We start from the raw sequence: 15,561 nt of genomic DNA on the forward strand, positions 1-15,561 counted from the left end.
CACTGGGCCTGCCGACCCTGCGAAACGGGCGGCACCCTGAGGGTGCCGCCGTGTCGCGCGGAACGTTACCGTATCGCGATCAGATGACTACTTCGACGCCCTCGCCCGGAGCTTTACCAGACACGCGCTCGGTCTCCAGGGCACTTTGCAGGATGATGACCGCCGCCACCTGGTCGATCACGGAGCGTCCCTTTTTCGACGTCACACCGGACGCGCGCAGCCCCTGAGTGGCACTCACCGTCGTCATCCGCTCGTCCACCAGGCGCACCGGCACGGGTGTGATGACTTTCGCCACACTTTGGGCGAAGCTCCGGACCTTGGCCGCCGCCGGGCCCTCGGTCCCGTTGAGGGACCGGGGCAGGCCGACGACGACCTCGATCGGCTCGTACTCCGCCACGATCGCGGCGAGCCTGCGCAGCGCCGCGGCGGTGTCCCGGCCGGGCACCGTCTCCACCGGGGTGGCGAGGATGCCGTCGGGGTCGCAGGACGCGACGCCGATCCTGGCGTCCCCGACATCGAGGGCGATCCGGCGCCCGCGCCGCATACCGGGCTCGGGCCGCCCGCCCGCGCCGGGGCTCTCCTCCGCCACCCCGGGGGCCGTCATGCCTTCTCGGCGACGAGCCGCCGTACGGCCTCGATCGCTTCCGGCACGGCGGCGGGGTCCTGGCCGCCGCCCTGGGCCATGTCCTCCTTGCCGCCGCCACCGCCGCCGAGGGTCTTGGCGGCGGCCCGGACCAGCTCGCCGGCCTTGATCCCGCGCCCCCGGGCGGCCTCGTTGGTGGCGATCACGGTCAGCGGGCGGCCGTCGGACACCGCGAACAGGGCGACCACGGCCGGGCGGTCGCCCGGGACGCGCTGCCGGACGTCCAGCACCAGCCGGCGCAGGTCGTCGGCGCCGGTGCCGTCCGGGACCGACGCGGTGACCAGGGCGACGCCCTTGACGTCGGCGGCGGAGGCGGCCAGACCGGCGGCGGCCTGGAGCACCTTCTCGGCGCGGAACCGCTCGATCTCCTTCTCGGCGTCCTTGAGCTTGGCGAGCATCCCGGAGATCCGGTCGGGCAGCTCGTCCGGACGGCTGCCCTTGACCAGCTCGGTGAGCTGGGCGACCACGGCGTGCTCGCGGGCCAGGAAGTTGTAGGCGTCGACGCCGACGAGGGCCTCGACACGGCGCACTCCGGAGCCGATCGAGGACTCGCCGAGCAGCTTGACCAGCCCCAGCTGGGCGGTGTTGGCGACATGGGTGCCGCCGCACAGCTCCTTGGAGAAGTCGCCGATGGTGACGACGCGGACCTGCTCGCCGTACTTCTCGCCGAACTCGGCGATGGCGCCCTGCCTCCTGGCCTCGGCGATCGGCAGCACCTCGGCGGTGACGTCGAGTTCGCGGGCCAGCACCTCGTTGATCTTCTGCTCGACATCGGTGAGGACGCTGCCGGGCACGGCGGTGGGCGAGCCGAAGTCGAAGCGGAAGCGGCCCGGTGAGTTCTCCGAGCCGGCCTGGGCGGCGGTGGGGCCGAGCGCGTCGCGCAGCGCCTGGTGGGTCAGGTGGGTGGCGCTGTGCGCGCGGGCGATGGCGCGGCGGCGCACCAGGTCGATCCGGGCGTCGGCGACGGCGCCCAGGGTGACCTCGCCGACCTGGACGACACCCTTGTGCACGCTGACGCCGGGCACCGGCTGCTGGACGTCGCGGATCTCGACCACGGCGCCGGAGTCCAGCCTGATCCGGCCGGTGTCGGCGAGCTGACCGCCGCCTTCGGCGTAGAACGGGGTGCGGTCCAGCACGATCTCGACCTCGTCGCCCTCGGTGGCGGCGGCCGAGGGCAGGCCGTCCACCAGCAGGCCGACGACGGTGGCCTCGCTGTCGGTCCGCGTGTAGCCGGTGAACTCGGTGGTGCCGGAGCGGTCGGCGACCTCGCGGTAGGCGGACAGGTCCGCGTGGCCGGTCTTCTTGGCGCGGGCGTCGGCCTTGGCCCGGTCCCGCTGCTCCTTCATGAGCCGGCGGAAGCCGTCCTCGTCCACGGACAGGCCCTGTTCCGAGGCCATCTCCAGGGTGAGGTCGATCGGGAAGCCCCAGGTGTCGTGCAGCAGGAAGGCCTGGGCGCCGGACAGGACGCTGCCGCCGCCCGCCTTGGTCTCGCTGACGGCGGTGTCCAGGATGTTGGTGCCGGCCCTGAGGGTCTTGAGGAAGGCGGCCTCCTCGGCCAGTGCCACCGTCTCGATCCGCTTGCGGTCGGTGAGCAGCTCTGGGTACTGCTCGCCCATGGTGGAGAGCACCACGTCGATCAGCTGGGCGGCGACCGGGTCGGTGGCGCCCAGCAGCCGCATGTTGCGGATCGCGCGGCGCATGATGCGGCGCAGGACGTAGCCGCGGCCCTCGTTGCCGGGGGTGACGCCGTCGCCGATGAGCATCATGGACGTACGCATGTGGTCGGCGACGACCCGCAGCGCCACATCGGAGTCGTGGGCCCGTCCATAGGGGACGCCGGTGAGTTCGGTGGCCTTGTCGATGACGACACGCAGGGTGTCGGTCTCGTACATGTTCTGCACGCCCTGGAGGATCATCGCCAGGCGTTCCAGGCCGAGGCCGGTGTCGATGTTCTTGGCGGGCAGCTCGCCGAGGATCGGGAAGTCCTCCTTGCCCTCGCCGGCGCCGCGCACGTACTGCATGAAGACCAGGTTCCAGATCTCCACGTACCGCTCGTCGTTGACGGCCGGGCCGCCCTCGACGCCGAACTCGGGGCCGCGGTCGTAGTTGATCTCGGAACAGGGCCCGCAGGGTCCCGGTACGCCCATGGACCAGAAGTTGGGGCCCATGCCGAGACGCTGGATGCGCTCGGCGGGGACGCCGACGACGTCGCGCCAGATGGCCTCGGCCTCGTCGTCCCGCTCGTAGACGGTGATCCAGAGCCGGTCCGGTTCCAGGCCGTAACCGCCCTTGTCCTGGGGCGTGGTGAGCAGCTCCCAGGCGAACTTGATGGCGTCTTCCTTGAAGTAGTCGCCGAAGGAGAAGTTGCCGCACATCTGGAAGAACGTGCCGTGCCGGGTGGTCTTGCCGACCTCTTCGATGTCCGGGGTGCGGACGCACTTCTGGACACTGGTGGCGCGCTTGAAGGGGGGCTTGACCTCACCGAGGAAGTACGGCTTGAAGGGGACCATGCCGGCCGGGACCAGCAGCAGGGTCGGGTCGTCGGCGATGAGGGACGCCGACGGCACGACGGTGTGCCCGCGCTCCTCGAAGAAGCGCAGCCAGCGGCGGCGGATTTCTGCCGACTCCATCAGTGTTCGTCCTTCCGGTTTTCGTACCCGCGATACGTCTCGTTCGCAGCGTCGTGCGTGATGCCCCGGCGCGGTGCCGGGAAGTCGGGGTCCTGGGCGGACAGCGCCCGGGTCTCCTTGCGGGCGGGGGGCAGGCCCGGGGTGTCGGTCTTGCCCCGCAGGCCGAGGGCGTCGTGGAGTTCGCCTTCGCGCTGCGTCATCCCGGCCCGTACATCGTGCGCGAACAGCCGCAGCCGGGCGCCGGTCTCCAGCGCGCGGTCGGCGGCGGTGGCGGCCAGGCTGTCCGGGCTGAGCCGGCGCAGCGCGCGGTTGACCTTGACGGTGGCCCAGACACCGGTGGTGGCGCCGGTGAAGAACCAGAACAGGCGGCGAAACATAGAACCTCAGCCCTCAGTCCTCGGTGCGGTTGCGGCGGCGGCCACGCCGGGCGGCGGGCACCACCTTGCCCTTGACGGTCCTGGCCCGGGCCCGGCCGGCGTCGCCGGTCTGCAGGCCGACCGCGCGCCGCACCCCGTAGCCGAAGGCGGCGACCTTCACCAGGGGGCCGCCGAACGCGGAGGCGACGGTGGAGGAGAGCGCGGAGGCGTTGGCGGTCACCTCGGCCACGTCGGAGGTGATGGTGTCCACCCGGTCCAGCTGGGTGTGGGCGGTGCGCAGCGCCTCGGAGGCCTCGCCGAGCAGCGGTACGGCCTGCTCGGTGATCCCGGCCACGAGCGCGGTGGTGCGCTTGAGCGTCTGGGTGAGCCGGGCCAACGCCACGGCGAGGAACGACACCAGGATCGCCCAGAAGACCGCCACGATGAGGCCGGCCACCTCTCCACCGGACACGCTGCCGCTCTCCTCGCTGTTCGCCCTGTCGTCCCACCGCGCCGATGGGACTTCGACCTTATCGCGCCGGGCCTGCGCACCCGCAACGCGCCGCGACGGGGTGCGGCGCGGTGCGACCGCCCGGCCGCACCGCAACGCCTCGGCCGGGCCCACGAGTTAGGAACCGCGCGAGGAACCCACCACCGGCCCGCGGCCCGGCAACGACAGCAACAGCCCCTTCGGGCCGCTGACGACCCGCGGCAACACCGTGGCCGGCCGCGCAGTTCCCCGCGCCCCCATGAGGCACCGCCCAGCGCACGCGGGCCCGGACCCGGCCGCCCGGGAAGGGCGCCGCCGGGGCGGCAGGCGGGCCTGGCACCGGGGGACCCCCGGAGGGGTCAGCGGGCGTAGAACTCCACGACGAGCTGCTCCTCGCAGAGGACGGGGATCTCCTTGCGGTTGGGGTCGCGGTCCAGGCGGAACGCCAACGCCTTGAGGTTGACCTGGAGATAGCGCGGGGTCTCGCCCTCGCCGGCCCAGCCGCCCTCGCGGGCGACCGCGAAGGGGGTCTTCTCGCGGGAGCGCTCGCGGACCTGGACGACATCCTCGGGGCGCACCCGGAAGGACGGCTTGTCCACCTTGCGGCCGTTGACCTCGATGTGGCCGTGGACCACCATCTGGCGGGACTGGTAGATCGTGCGGGCCAGCCCGGAGCGCAGCACGAGCGCGTCGAGGCGGCGCTCCAGCTCGATGATCAGCGCCTCACCGGTCCGCTGCCCCGACACCTTCTTCGCGCGGTCGTAGGCGCGGCGCATCTGCCGCTCGCTGATGTCGTACTGGGCACGCAGCCGCTGCTTCTCCAGCAGGCGGGTCTTGTAGTCGCTGTTCTGCTTGCGACCACGCCCGTGCTCACCCGGCGGGTAGGGGCGTGCCTCGAAGTACTTGACCGCCTTGGGGGTGAGCGCGATGCCCAGCGCCCGGGACTTCTTGACCTTGGGACGCGACTGATTCACCTGCGTCAAACCTCCGAATAAGTTAGGTAAGGCTTACCTTAGCCCATTGCCATGACGGACCGGCGCGCGTGCTTCGTCCCGGGAACCCCTTGCCCGCGGGACGAACCCGTCGGCGCTCAGTCAGCCGCGTCCCGAAGTGGAGGAAGCGCCCCGGCGGCCCTCGGCCGCCGCGGCGCACGCGCACGCGTCAAGGCTAACCCGTCCCTTGCGCGCGGCATTCCGGCCCGCGCGGACCGCGCCGCGGGTCACTGCCGCGGCTCACTCGCCGCCACCGCCCAGCCGCTCCCTGACCCGCTCCAGCACGTCGAAGTAGCGTGCCTCCGCGCCGTACCGGGTCGGGTTGTAGTAGTGGCGGCCGAGCAGTTCGTCCGGGAGGTAGTTCTGGGCGGCGATGGCGCCGGGCACGTCGTGCGGATACACATAGCCCTTGGCGTGGCCGAGCTTGGCCGCGCCCTTGTAGTGCCCGTCCCGCAGATGCGGCGGCACCGGGCCCGCCTTCCCCGCCCGTACGTCCGCCAGCGCGGCGCCGATCGCGGTGGTGGCCGCGTTGGACTTGGGGGCCAGCGCCAGCGCGATCGCCGCGTGGCTGAGGATCAGCGACGCCTCGGGGAAGCCGATCATGGCCACCGCCTGCGCCGCGGCGACCGCGGTCGGCAGCGCCGTGGGGTCGGCCAGGCCGATGTCCTCGCTGGCCGAGATCATCAGCCGGCGGGCGATGAAGCGCGGGTCCTCGCCCGCGTCGATCATCCGGGCCAGATAGTGCAGCGCCGCGTCCACATCGGAGCCGCGGATGGACTTGATCAGCGCACTGGCCACGTCGTAGTGCTGGTCGCCGTCCCGGTCGTAGGCCACCGCGGCCCGGTCGACGGACTCCTCCAGGGTGGCCAGGGTGATGACGTCCTCGCCCTGGGAGATCGCCGAGCCCGCCCCGGCCTCCAGCGCGGTCAGCGCCCGGCGGGCGTCGCCGGCCGCGACCCGCAGAAGGTGGCTCTCGGTGTCCTCGGGCAGGGTGACCGCGCCGCCCAGACCGCGCTCCTCGGTCAGCGCGCGGCGCAGCACATCGCGCAGGTCGTCGTCGGTGAGCGGTTCCAGGGTGAGCAGCAGGGAGCGGGACAGCAGCGGGGAGATCACCGAGAAGTAGGGATTCTCGGTGGTGGCCGCGATCAGCGTCACCCAGCGGTTCTCCACCGCGGGCAGCAGCGAGTCCTGCTGGGCCTTGCTGAAGCGGTGGATCTCGTCCAGGAACAGCACGGTCTCGCGCTGATAGCCGCCGGCCTGGCGCTTGGCGCTCTCGATGACCGCGCGGACCTCCTTGACCCCGGCGGTGATCGCGGACAGCTCCACGAACCGCTTGTTGGTGGCCTTGCTCACCACATACGCCAGGGTGGTCTTGCCGGTGCCGGGCGGACCCCACAGGATCACCGAGGAGGCCCCGGCCGGCCCGCCGGCGCCCTCCCCCACCAGCCGGCGCAGGGGCGAGCCGGGCCGCAGCAGATGCTTCTGGCCCACCACCTCGTCGATGGTGCGCGGGCGCATCCGCACGGCGAGCGGACTGCTGCTGGGGTCGCGCTCCTGACGGTCTTCCGCGGCGGCGGTGAACAGATCTGGCTCCACACCTCGAAGCCTAGGTCACCGGTACGACAGTGCGGCCGGCCCGATCAGACGAGCGTCTTCCAGTACGCCCACCAGCGCAGCAGGATCAAGGTGGCGATGACGCCGTACCACAGCACCGGCACCACCCAGTGGAACTCCAGCACCAGGGCGCGGGCGCCCTCCGGCACCTTGATGATCCGGTGCTTGATGTTGTGCACGGCGGTGTACCAGAAAGCGGCGATCGTCACGACCCAGGCCAGGCTGCACCACAGGCAGAGCGAGCCGATGCTGTAGAGCGACTGGTACTGCAGCCAGGTGCAGAAACCGACCCCGAAGAGGGTGCCCGCCTGCAGGCCCAGCCAGAACCAGGGGCGGTAGCGGGCACCGGCCAGCACACCCACGGCCACGCAGATCATGACCGGGTAGGCGATCAGGCCGATCATCGGGTTGGGGAAGCCGAAGGCCGCCGCCTGCTTGCTCTGCATGATGTTGCCGCAGGAGATGATCGGGTTCAGGCTGCACCCGGGCACGAAGCTGGGGTCTTCCAGCAGCCGGAACTTGTCGTAGGTGATCACGAACGCGGCGAGGGTGCCGAGCGCGCCGCAGATCACCAGCAGCCAGCTGTACGCGCGTCCCGCGGCGATGCCGTCGGCGGGGCGCGGTTCCGGTTCTCCGTCGGTTCGCGTCTCGTCAAGAGCGGAAGTCGTCATGATCGCCGATCTCTGTTGGGGCCGTGGGGCGGGCACCCCTCATTGTGCACCAGGGCGGTCAGGACGGAATAAGTCCTGACCGCCCCGGTTTCCCGCGACGCGGCGCTGACGCGGTGTTCAGGCCAGCCGTTCCGTGACCGTGACGACGATCTCGTCGAGCGCCACCGGACCCTGCTCCCCGGTCACCAGGTCCTTGAGCTGGATCACGCCCTCGGCCAGATCCCGCTCCCCCGCGACCAGCGCGAAGCGGGCGCCGGACCGGTTGGCCGACTTCATGGCGTTCTTCATGCCCTTGCCACCGTAGGCGAAGTCGGCGGCGACACCGGCCCTGCGCAGCGCGGTGACCGCGCCGAACAGCGCCCGCCGCGCCTCCTCGCCGAGCGGCACCGCGTAGACATCGGTGGCGGCCGGCAGCGGGAGCTCGATGCCCTCCGCCCGGAGCGCCAGCACGGTGCGGTCCACGCCCAGCGCCCAGCCGACCGAGGGCAGCGACGGGCCGCCGATCATCTCGGACAGGCCGTCGTAACGCCCGCCGCCGCCGACCGCCGACTGCGAGCCGAGCCCGTCGTGCACGAACTCGAAGGTGGTGCGGGTGTAGTAGTCCAGGCCCCGGACCAGCCGCGGATCGTCCTCGAAGGCCACCCCGGCCCCGGTCAGCAGCCCGCGCACCTGCTCGTGGTACTCCCGGCAGGCCTCGCACAGGTGATCACGGATGAGCGGGGCATCGGCCAGTTGACGCTGGACGGACTCGCGCTTGTCGTCCAGGACCCGCAGCGGATTGATCTCGATCCGCTTGCGGGTCTCGTCGTCCAGGTCCAGGCCGCGCAGGAAGTCCTGGAGGGCGGTCCGGTAGGCCGGTCGGCAGTCCTTGTCGCCCAGCGAGTTCAGCAGCAGCCGGAAGCCGCTCAGGCCGAGCGAGCGGTACGCGTCCACCGCCAGGATGATCAGCTCGGCGTCGAGTGCCGGGTCCTCGGCGCCGATCGCCTCGGCGCCGACCTGCGAGAAGTGCCGGTAGCGGCCGGCCTGCGGCCGTTCGTAGCGGTAGTAGGAGCCGGAGTACCAGAGCTTGACCGGCAGATTGCCGGCCTTGTGCAGATTGGCCTCCAGGGCCGCGCGCAGCACCGAGGCGGTGCCCTCGGGGCGCAGGGCGAGTTCGGTGCCGCCCTTGGTGGTGAGGGTGTACATCTCCTTGGTCACGATGTCGGTGGACTCGCCGACACCGCGGGAGAAGAGTTCGACGTTCTCGAATCCGGGGGTCTCGACATAGCCGTAGCCGGCCCGCCGCACCGGCGCGGCGATCGCCTCGCGCACCGCGAGGAAGGTCGCGGAGTCGGGCGGCAGCAGGTCGTAGGTGCCCTTGGGGGCCTGGAACGTTCTCATGGGCGAGGTCGCAGGGGGGGTCACAGGGGAAGTCACAGCGGGAGTCACAATCCTCGTCGCGGAGCCGGGTCGCCGGCGCCGGGGCCGCGGGCCGCCTCACCCAGGTAGGGGTTGGCGGCGCGCTCGCGGCCGATGGTCGTCTGGGGGCCGTGGCCGGACAGCACCACGGTCGAGTCGTCGAGCGGCAGGCACACACGGGCCAGCGACTCGTACAGCTCGGCCGTGGAGCCGCCGGGCAGGTCGGTGCGTCCGACGGAGCCGGCGAAGAGCAGGTCACCGGAGAACAGCACCGACGGGATGTCGGTGGCCTCGGGCAGCCGGAACGTCACCGACCCCTTCGTATGGCCGGGCGCGTGCGCGACGGAGAATTCCAGGCCGGCCAGCCGCAGCGCCGAGCCGTCGGTCAGCTCCCGCAGGTCGGCCGGCTCGCCCACGGTCAGCTCGCCCATCAGCTGCTCCCCGATGGCCCGGCCGAGGGCCTTCTCGGGGTCGCTGAGCATGTAGCGGTCCTCGGGGTGGATCCAGGCGGGGACGTCATGGGCGCCGCAGACCGGCACGACGGAGGCGACATGGTCGATGTGGCCGTGGCTGAGGATCACGGCGACGGGCTTGAGCCGGTGCCGGGCGAGGGTCTCCTCGACGCCCTGGGTCGCGAGGTGACCCGGGTCGATGATCACGCACTCCTCACCGGCGGCGGGGGCGACCACATAACAGTTGGTGCCCCACGACCCGGCGGGGAACCCGGCAATGAGCACGTTCGTCCTTCTGTCGTCCGCGGGAAGTGTCGACCGCCCGGCGGATCGGGGGTCGCGTCAAGATCGCCGATTCACAGCTCGGTGGTGCACGATCCGTTGAAGGAGCCTACCGGCGACCGTACGACGGCCGCGAACTCGTATCGTGCGCGCGTCGGCTGGTACGCGGACTGGACTGCGCGCTTGCGGAACGCGAAGATCTGCGGCACAGGGCACAGACGACACGTACGACAACCAGACGACATCAGACGGCGCCGGACGGCACGGACAGCCACAGAGGAAAGCCACAGACGGCGTGCCGGACAGACGGCACACACGACACTAACGACGGAGACGGCGAAGTGGTCACCAAGGACCAGCGGCGGCGGCAGCTCGCCCGGGAGAAGTTCGAGCGTCAGCAGCAGCGCAGGGTGCAGCTGCGGCACAAGTCGCGGATGCGCAATTCGATCATCGCCGCGGTCGCCGTGGTCGTCATCGCCGCCGTCGGCGGCGCGTGGCTCGGCGGCGCCTTCGACAGCGACGGCAAGAAGACCACCGCCGCGAAGGCCGCCAGCCCGTCCGCGTCCGCCCCCGCCACCAAGGCCGCCGCGGTCAAGGACCCGTGCAGCAAGCCCGCGCCGGGCTCGCCGGGGACGCAGCAGTGGAAGACCGAACCGGCGATGTCGATCGACAAGACAGCGAAGTACACCTTCACCCTGCAGACCACCTGCGGCGCCATCCCGATCGCGCTGGACGCGGCGAAGGCGCCGGAGACCGTCAACTCCTTCAATTTCCTGGCGGCCAAGGGCTTCTTCGACCACACCAAGTGCCACCGGCTGACCACCACCGGTATCTACGTGCTCCAGTGCGGCGACCCGACCGGCAGCGGCAGCGGCGGCCCCGGCTACACCATCGGCGACGAGAACCTGACCGCGTTCGGCAAGGCCGACGCCAGTGGGAGCGTCACCTACCCGGCGGGCACCATCGCGATGGCGAACACCGGCCAGGCGCACACCGGCGGCAGCCAGTTCTTCCTGGTCTACAAGGACAGCCCGCTGGCCCCCAGCTACACCCCCTTCGGCACCATCGGCCCGGACGGCCTGAAGGTGCTCACCAAGATCGCCGGCGCCGGTGAGGACTCCGGCCAGGGCGACGGCCACCCGAACGCCACCGTGGTGATCAACAAGGCGACCGTCACCAAGTCCTGATCCCCCGGGAGCGGGACCGCGGGCGGCCGGCGGCGGACCGGCCCCCGCGCGGGACGCACGGCGCCGAGACCTGATCGGTATCTGAATCACGATCGGGCCCCGTATCGGATGCGGACAGCCGGGCCGCCGGTCGCCTATGTTGGCGTTGAACCGGTCAGGGCGTGCGGCCCGGCCGGAGAGAAACTGTGGACGATGCCCGCCGGGTGCGATTCGGTGGGGGCATCACGTGGAGGAGGCGCTGTGAGCAGCGACCCGTGGGGCCGCGTCGATGAGACGGGGACCGTGTACGTGCGTACGGCCGAGGGGGAGAAGGAGGTCGGTTCGTGGCAGGCGGGCTCCCCCCAGGAGGCCCTCGCCTACTTCGAGCGCAAGTACGAGGGGCTCGTCGTCGAGATCGGCCTCCTGGAACGGCGGGTGCGGACCACCGACCTCGCCCCGAAGGAGGCCCTGGCCGCGATCGAGCATCTGCGGGCCAGCGTGACCGAAGCGCACGCGGTGGGGGATCTGGCAGCACTGGGCGAGCGTCTCGACGCCCTGGTCGCGCTGGTGGACTCCCGGCGCGAGGAGCGCAAGGCCGCCAAGGCGAAGCAGACCGAGGAGGCCAAGAGCGCCAAGGAGATCCTGGTCGCCGAGGCCGAGCAGCTGGCCGAGAGCGAGCAGTGGCGCACCGCCGGCGAGCGGCTGCGGGCCTTGGTGGACACCTGGAAGGGCCTGCCGCGGCTGGACCGCAAGGCCGACGACGAGCTGTGGCACCGCTTCAGCCACGCCCGTTCGGTGTTCTCCAAGCGCCGCAAGGCGCACTTCGCGTCGCTGGACGCGCAGCGCGAGGAGGCCAGGCGGACCAAGGAGAAACTGGTCACCGAGGCCCTGTCGCTGTCGGACTCGACCGACTGGGGGCCTACCGCGGCCCGCTACCGCGAGCTGATGGCGGAGTGGAAGGCGGCCGGACGCGCCCAGCGTGAGGCCGAGGACGACCTGTGGAACCGCTTCCGCGGCGCCCAGGACGTGTTCTTCGCGGCGCGCTCCGAGGTGTTCGCCGAGCGGGACAGCTCCGAGCGCGACAATCTGGCGCTGAAGGAGGAGCTGGTCACCGAGGCGGAGAAGCTGCTGCCGGTGACCGATCTGAGGTCGGCGCGGGCCGCGTTCCGCACGCTCAACGAGCGCTGGGAGGCCATCGGCCACGTACCGCGCGACGCCCGGCCGCGGATCGAGGCGCGGATGCACACCGTCGAGCGGGCGCTGGCGGAGTCCGAGGAAGCCGAGTGGCGCCGGACCAACCCGGAGGTGCGGGCGCGGGCGGCCGGCCTGACCGGGCAGCTCCAGGCGGCCGTCGAGAAGCTGCACCAGCAGATCGAGACGGCCCGGACGGCCGGCAACAACGCCAAGGCGGACAAGCTGCAGGCGGAGCTCGACGGGCGGCAGGCGCTGCTGGACTCCGCCCTCAAGGGCATGCAGGAGTTCGGCGGCTGACCGGCACGGCATCGTATGGCTGCGGGGCGGGACCTTTTCGGTCCCGCCCCGCAGCCATGCGGCCGTTCGTCCGCGTCCGGCGGGTCGGTGCCGGCTCAGTGCCGGCCCGAGGTGACCCGGTAGACGTCGTAGACGCCCTCGACCCCGCGGACCGCCTTCAGGACGTGGCCCAGGTGCTTGGGGTCGCCCATCTCGAAGGTGAACCGGGAGGTGGCCACCCGGTCCCGGGAGGTCTGCACGGCCGCCGAGAGGATGTTGACGTGCTGGTCGGACAGCACCCGGGTGACGTCGGACAGCAGCCGGGAGCGGTCCAGCGCCTCGACCTGGATGGCGACCAGGAAGACCGAGGACTGGGTGGGCGCCCATTCGACGTCGATGATCCGCTCGGGCTGGTGGGACAGCGACTCCACGTTCACACAGTCCGCGCGGTGCACCGAGACGCCATTGCCCCGGGTGACGAATCCGATGATCGGGTCGCCGGGTACCGGGGTGCAGCACCGGGACAGCTTGACCCACACATCGCTGACGCCCTTGACGATGACGCCGGGGTCGGCGTTGGCCCGCCGTTTGCTGCGGCCCTGGGTCGGAGTGGTGATCTCCGCGATGTCCTCGGTCGCGCCTTCCTCGCCGCCGAGCGCGTCCACCAGCTTCTGCACCACGGACTGGGCGGTGATGTGGCCCTCGCCGATCGCCGCGTAGAGCGCGGAGATGTCCGGGTAGCGCATCTCGTGCGCCAGGGTGACCAGCGAGTCGCCGGTGAGCACCCGCTGGATCGGCAGGTTCTGCTTGCGCATCGCGCGGGCGATGGCTTCCTTGCCGGACTCGACGGCCTCCTCGCGGCGCTCCTTGGAGAACCAGGCGCGGATCTTGTTGCGGGCCCGCGGTGATTTGACGAAGCCCAGCCAGTCGTGGGACGGCCCGGCGCCGGCCGCCTTGGAGGTGAAGACCTCGACCGTGTCGCCGTTGTCCAGGGTGGACTCCAGCGGCACTAGCCGGCCGTTGACCCGGGCGCCTATGGTGCGGTGGCCGACCTCGGTGTGCACCGCGTAGGCGAAGTCGACCGGGGTGGCCCCGGCCGGCAGCGCTATCACGTCTCCCTTGGGGGTGAAGACGAAGACCTCGCTCTGCGAGAGGTCGAAGCGCAGCGACTCCAGGAACTCGCCGGGGTCCTCGGTCTCCTTCTGCCAGTCCAGCAGCTGGCGCAGCCACGCCATGTCGTTGACCGCGTCGTCCTTCTTGTCCGAGCGCGGGCTGTCGGTGCGCACCTTGGAGGCGCCGGCCACCGCTTCCTGCTTGTACTTCCAGTGCGCCGCGATGCCGTACTCGGCGCGGCGGTGCATGTCGAAGGTACGGATCTGCAGCTCGACGGGCTTGCCGCTGGGGCCGATGACCGTGGTGTGCAGCGACTGGTACATGTTGAACTTGGGCATCGCGATGTAGTCCTTGAACCGGCCGGGGACCGGATTCCACCGCGCGTGGATGGTGCCGAGCGCCGCGTAGCAGTCACGCACCGTGTCCACCAGCACCCGGATGCCGACCAGGTCGTAGATCTCCGCGAAGTCGCGGCCCCGGACGATCATCTTCTGGTACACGCTGTAGTAGTGCTTGGGGCGCCCGGTGACGGTGGCCTTGATCCTGGCCGCCCGCAGGTCCTGCTGCACCTGGTCGGTGACGACCGCCAGATACTCGTCGCGCTTGGGGGCGCGCTCGGCGACCAGCCGGACGATCTCGTCGTACATCTTGGGGTAGAGGATCGCGAACGCGAGGTCCTCCAGCTCCCACTTGATGGTGTTCATGCCCAGCCGGTGGGCCAGCGGGGCGTAGATCTCCAGCGTCTCGCGGGCCTTCTTCTCCTGCTTGTCCCGCTTGAGATAGCGCATGGTGCGCATGTTGTGCAGCCGGTCGGCGAGCTTGATGACCAGCACCCGCGGGTCCTTGGCCATCGCGACGACCATCTTGCGGACCGTCTCGGCCTGCGCGGCCTCGCCGAACTTGACCTTGTCCAGCTTCGTCACGCCGTCCACCAGCAGCGCCACCTGGTCGCCGAAGTCGCGGCGCAGGGTGTCCAGGCCGTATTCGGTGTCCTCGACGGTGTCGTGCAGCAGCCCCGCCATCAAGGTGGCGGAGTCCATGCCCAGCTCGGCCAGGATGGTCGTCACGGCCAGCGGGTGGGTGATGTACGGGTCGCCGCTCTTGCGCTTCTGGCCGCGGTGCCAGCGCTCGGCGACCTGGTAGGCCGCCTCGATCTGCCGCAGCTGCGTGCTGTCGCTCTTGGGGTCGTTGCCCCGCACGACGCGCAGCAGCGGCTCCAGCACCGGGTTGTACGGGCTGGAGCGCTGGACGCCGAGCCGCGCCAGCCGGGCGCGGACCCGGCTGGAGGAGGCGCCGGGGCGGGTCGGGGCCACGCTGCCGGGCGTGCGGACAGGGCGCACGGCGGGAGTCGCCGGCGGGGCCTGGCTTTTCGTCCCGGCGCTGTCGGCGGGGATGTCCGTCCGGCCGGCCGCCGGTTCTGTCCCGTCCGTGGCGTCGCGAGGCTGGGCCTGGTCTGGCAAGAGCACTCCTCACGCGGTGGAACTTCCATCGTATCGACCCGCGGCGCGAGACGGGCGGCCGAGGGCGCGGGGGACCGCGGGCGGGCACCGGTATCGCGCCGCGATGCCCGCCCCCCGGCTCCGGATCGGGCCTCCCGAGGTGTCCGGGCAGGTCAGACGGTGATCAGGGCCTCCAGCGGGGCGCCGCCGAGGGCCGGGGCGAGCCGCGCCCTGCCGTCCAGGAATTCCAGCTCCAGCAGTACGGCCACTCCGGCGATGGTGGCCCCGGCCCGGCGGACCAGGTCCAGTGCGGCCTCCGCGGTACCGCCGGTGGCCAGCACGTCGTCGATCACCAGCACCCGGTCGTCCGGCGCGAAGGCGTCGGTCTGCACCTCGATCTCGGCGGTGCCGTACTCCAGGTCGTAGGTCTTGCCCAGCGTCTCCCCGGGCAGCTTGCCGGCCTTGCGGACCGGCACGAAGCCCAGGTGGGCCCGGGCGGCGGCGGGCGCGGCCAGGATGAAGCCGCGGGCCTCCAGGCCGACCACCTTGGTGGCGGCGTGCCGGCGGCACAGCCCGGCGAGGGCGTCCACCAGCGCGTTGAAGGCGACCGGGTCGGCGAGCAGCGGGGTGATGTCCTTGAAGGTCACGCCGGGCTGGGGGTAGTCCGGCACGTCCCTGATCCGGGAGAGCAGCAGGTCCCGCAGCTCCACGGAGGCGGCTTCCGTCGTGGTCATCGAACCTCTTTCGGTGTTCGTCGGTGTTCGTCGGTGCTCGTCGGTTCCGTCGGCTGGGACAACGTACCGGGTCGCCGTCCGGCTCACGGCCCCCGGAACGGCCGTCGCCGC

At 71.4% G+C, this 15,561-nt stretch carries 13 protein-coding genes; 2 read left to right on the forward strand and 11 right to left on the reverse strand.

The annotated features are described in order from the left end of the window. Positions 1 to 79: 79 nt before the first annotated feature. The 9 genes from ruvX to ACFO3J_RS11395 all read right to left on the reverse strand — a co-directional run bounded on the left by ruvX (position 80) and on the right by ACFO3J_RS11395 (position 9,531). Entirely contained in the window at positions 80 to 544 is a 465-nt protein-coding gene (gene ruvX, locus ACFO3J_RS11355) for a Holliday junction resolvase RuvX (protein ID WP_386429195.1), read from the reverse strand. 56 nt (positions 545 to 600) lie between these two features. Beyond that, positions 601 to 3,273, reverse strand: a complete 2,673-nt coding sequence (gene alaS / locus ACFO3J_RS11360; RefSeq protein WP_386428754.1) for an alanine--tRNA ligase — start codon at positions 3,271 to 3,273, stop codon at positions 601 to 603. Further along, a complete protein-coding gene (locus ACFO3J_RS11365) occupies positions 3,273 to 3,650 on the reverse strand; it encodes a DUF6167 family protein (protein ID WP_386428755.1) in 378 nt (125 codons plus the stop codon). The genes alaS and ACFO3J_RS11365 overlap by 1 nt, the downstream gene beginning before the upstream one ends. A 13-nt stretch (positions 3,651 to 3,663) precedes the next feature. Continuing rightward, positions 3,664 to 4,101, reverse strand: a complete 438-nt coding sequence (locus ACFO3J_RS11370) for a DUF948 domain-containing protein (RefSeq protein ID WP_386428757.1) — start codon at positions 4,099 to 4,101, stop codon at positions 3,664 to 3,666. A 377-nt stretch (positions 4,102 to 4,478) separates the two neighbouring features. Next, complete coding sequence (gene rpsD, locus ACFO3J_RS11375; RefSeq protein WP_386428759.1) at positions 4,479 to 5,093, reverse strand: 30S ribosomal protein S4; 615 nt, start codon at positions 5,091 to 5,093, stop codon at positions 4,479 to 4,481. Positions 5,094 to 5,351: 258 nt separating this feature from the next. After that, positions 5,352 to 6,707, reverse strand: a complete 1,356-nt coding sequence (locus ACFO3J_RS11380; RefSeq protein WP_386428760.1) for a replication-associated recombination protein A — start codon at positions 6,705 to 6,707, stop codon at positions 5,352 to 5,354. A 44-nt stretch (positions 6,708 to 6,751) separates the two neighbouring features. After that, positions 6,752 to 7,396: a vitamin K epoxide reductase family protein gene (locus ACFO3J_RS11385; protein WP_386428762.1), complete on the reverse strand. Its 645-nt coding sequence runs from the start codon at positions 7,394 to 7,396 to the stop codon at positions 6,752 to 6,754. Positions 7,397 to 7,513: 117 nt separating this feature from the next. Continuing rightward, positions 7,514 to 8,776: a histidine--tRNA ligase gene (gene hisS, locus ACFO3J_RS11390; protein WP_386428764.1), complete on the reverse strand. Its 1,263-nt coding sequence runs from the start codon at positions 8,774 to 8,776 to the stop codon at positions 7,514 to 7,516. Positions 8,777 to 8,820: 44 nt separating this feature from the next. Further along, on the reverse strand, positions 8,821 to 9,531 hold the full coding sequence (locus tag ACFO3J_RS11395) for an MBL fold metallo-hydrolase (RefSeq protein ID WP_386428765.1): 711 nt from the start codon (positions 9,529 to 9,531) through the stop codon (positions 8,821 to 8,823). Between the two features lie 338 nt (positions 9,532 to 9,869). Between ACFO3J_RS11395 and ACFO3J_RS11400 the strand changes: the two genes are divergently transcribed. After that, complete coding sequence (locus ACFO3J_RS11400) at positions 9,870 to 10,715, forward strand: peptidylprolyl isomerase (RefSeq protein ID WP_386428767.1); 846 nt, start codon at positions 9,870 to 9,872, stop codon at positions 10,713 to 10,715. Positions 10,716 to 10,955: 240 nt separating this feature from the next. After that, positions 10,956 to 12,185 carry a DUF349 domain-containing protein gene (locus ACFO3J_RS11405; RefSeq protein WP_386428768.1) on the forward strand — a complete coding sequence of 410 codons (1,230 nt, stop codon included), beginning with the start codon at positions 10,956 to 10,958 and terminating at the stop codon, positions 12,183 to 12,185. Between the two features lie 95 nt (positions 12,186 to 12,280). Here the strand turns inward: ACFO3J_RS11405 and ACFO3J_RS11410 are convergent, their stop codons facing one another. Together ACFO3J_RS11410 and ACFO3J_RS11415 are read right to left on the reverse strand one after the other, a co-directional pair. Continuing rightward, on the reverse strand, positions 12,281 to 14,671 hold the full coding sequence (locus ACFO3J_RS11410) for a RelA/SpoT family protein (protein ID WP_386429196.1): 2,391 nt from the start codon (positions 14,669 to 14,671) through the stop codon (positions 12,281 to 12,283). A 218-nt stretch (positions 14,672 to 14,889) separates the two neighbouring features. Next, positions 14,890 to 15,450, reverse strand: coding sequence for an adenine phosphoribosyltransferase (locus ACFO3J_RS11415; RefSeq protein WP_386428770.1), 561 nt, complete (start codon positions 15,448 to 15,450; stop codon positions 14,890 to 14,892). Between the last annotated feature and the right edge of the window lie 111 nt (positions 15,451 to 15,561).

Origin of the sequence: Streptomyces polygonati, assembly GCF_042650325.1 — a bacterium.
Lineage (GTDB): Bacteria > Actinomycetota > Actinomycetes > Streptomycetales > Streptomycetaceae > Actinacidiphila > Actinacidiphila polygonati.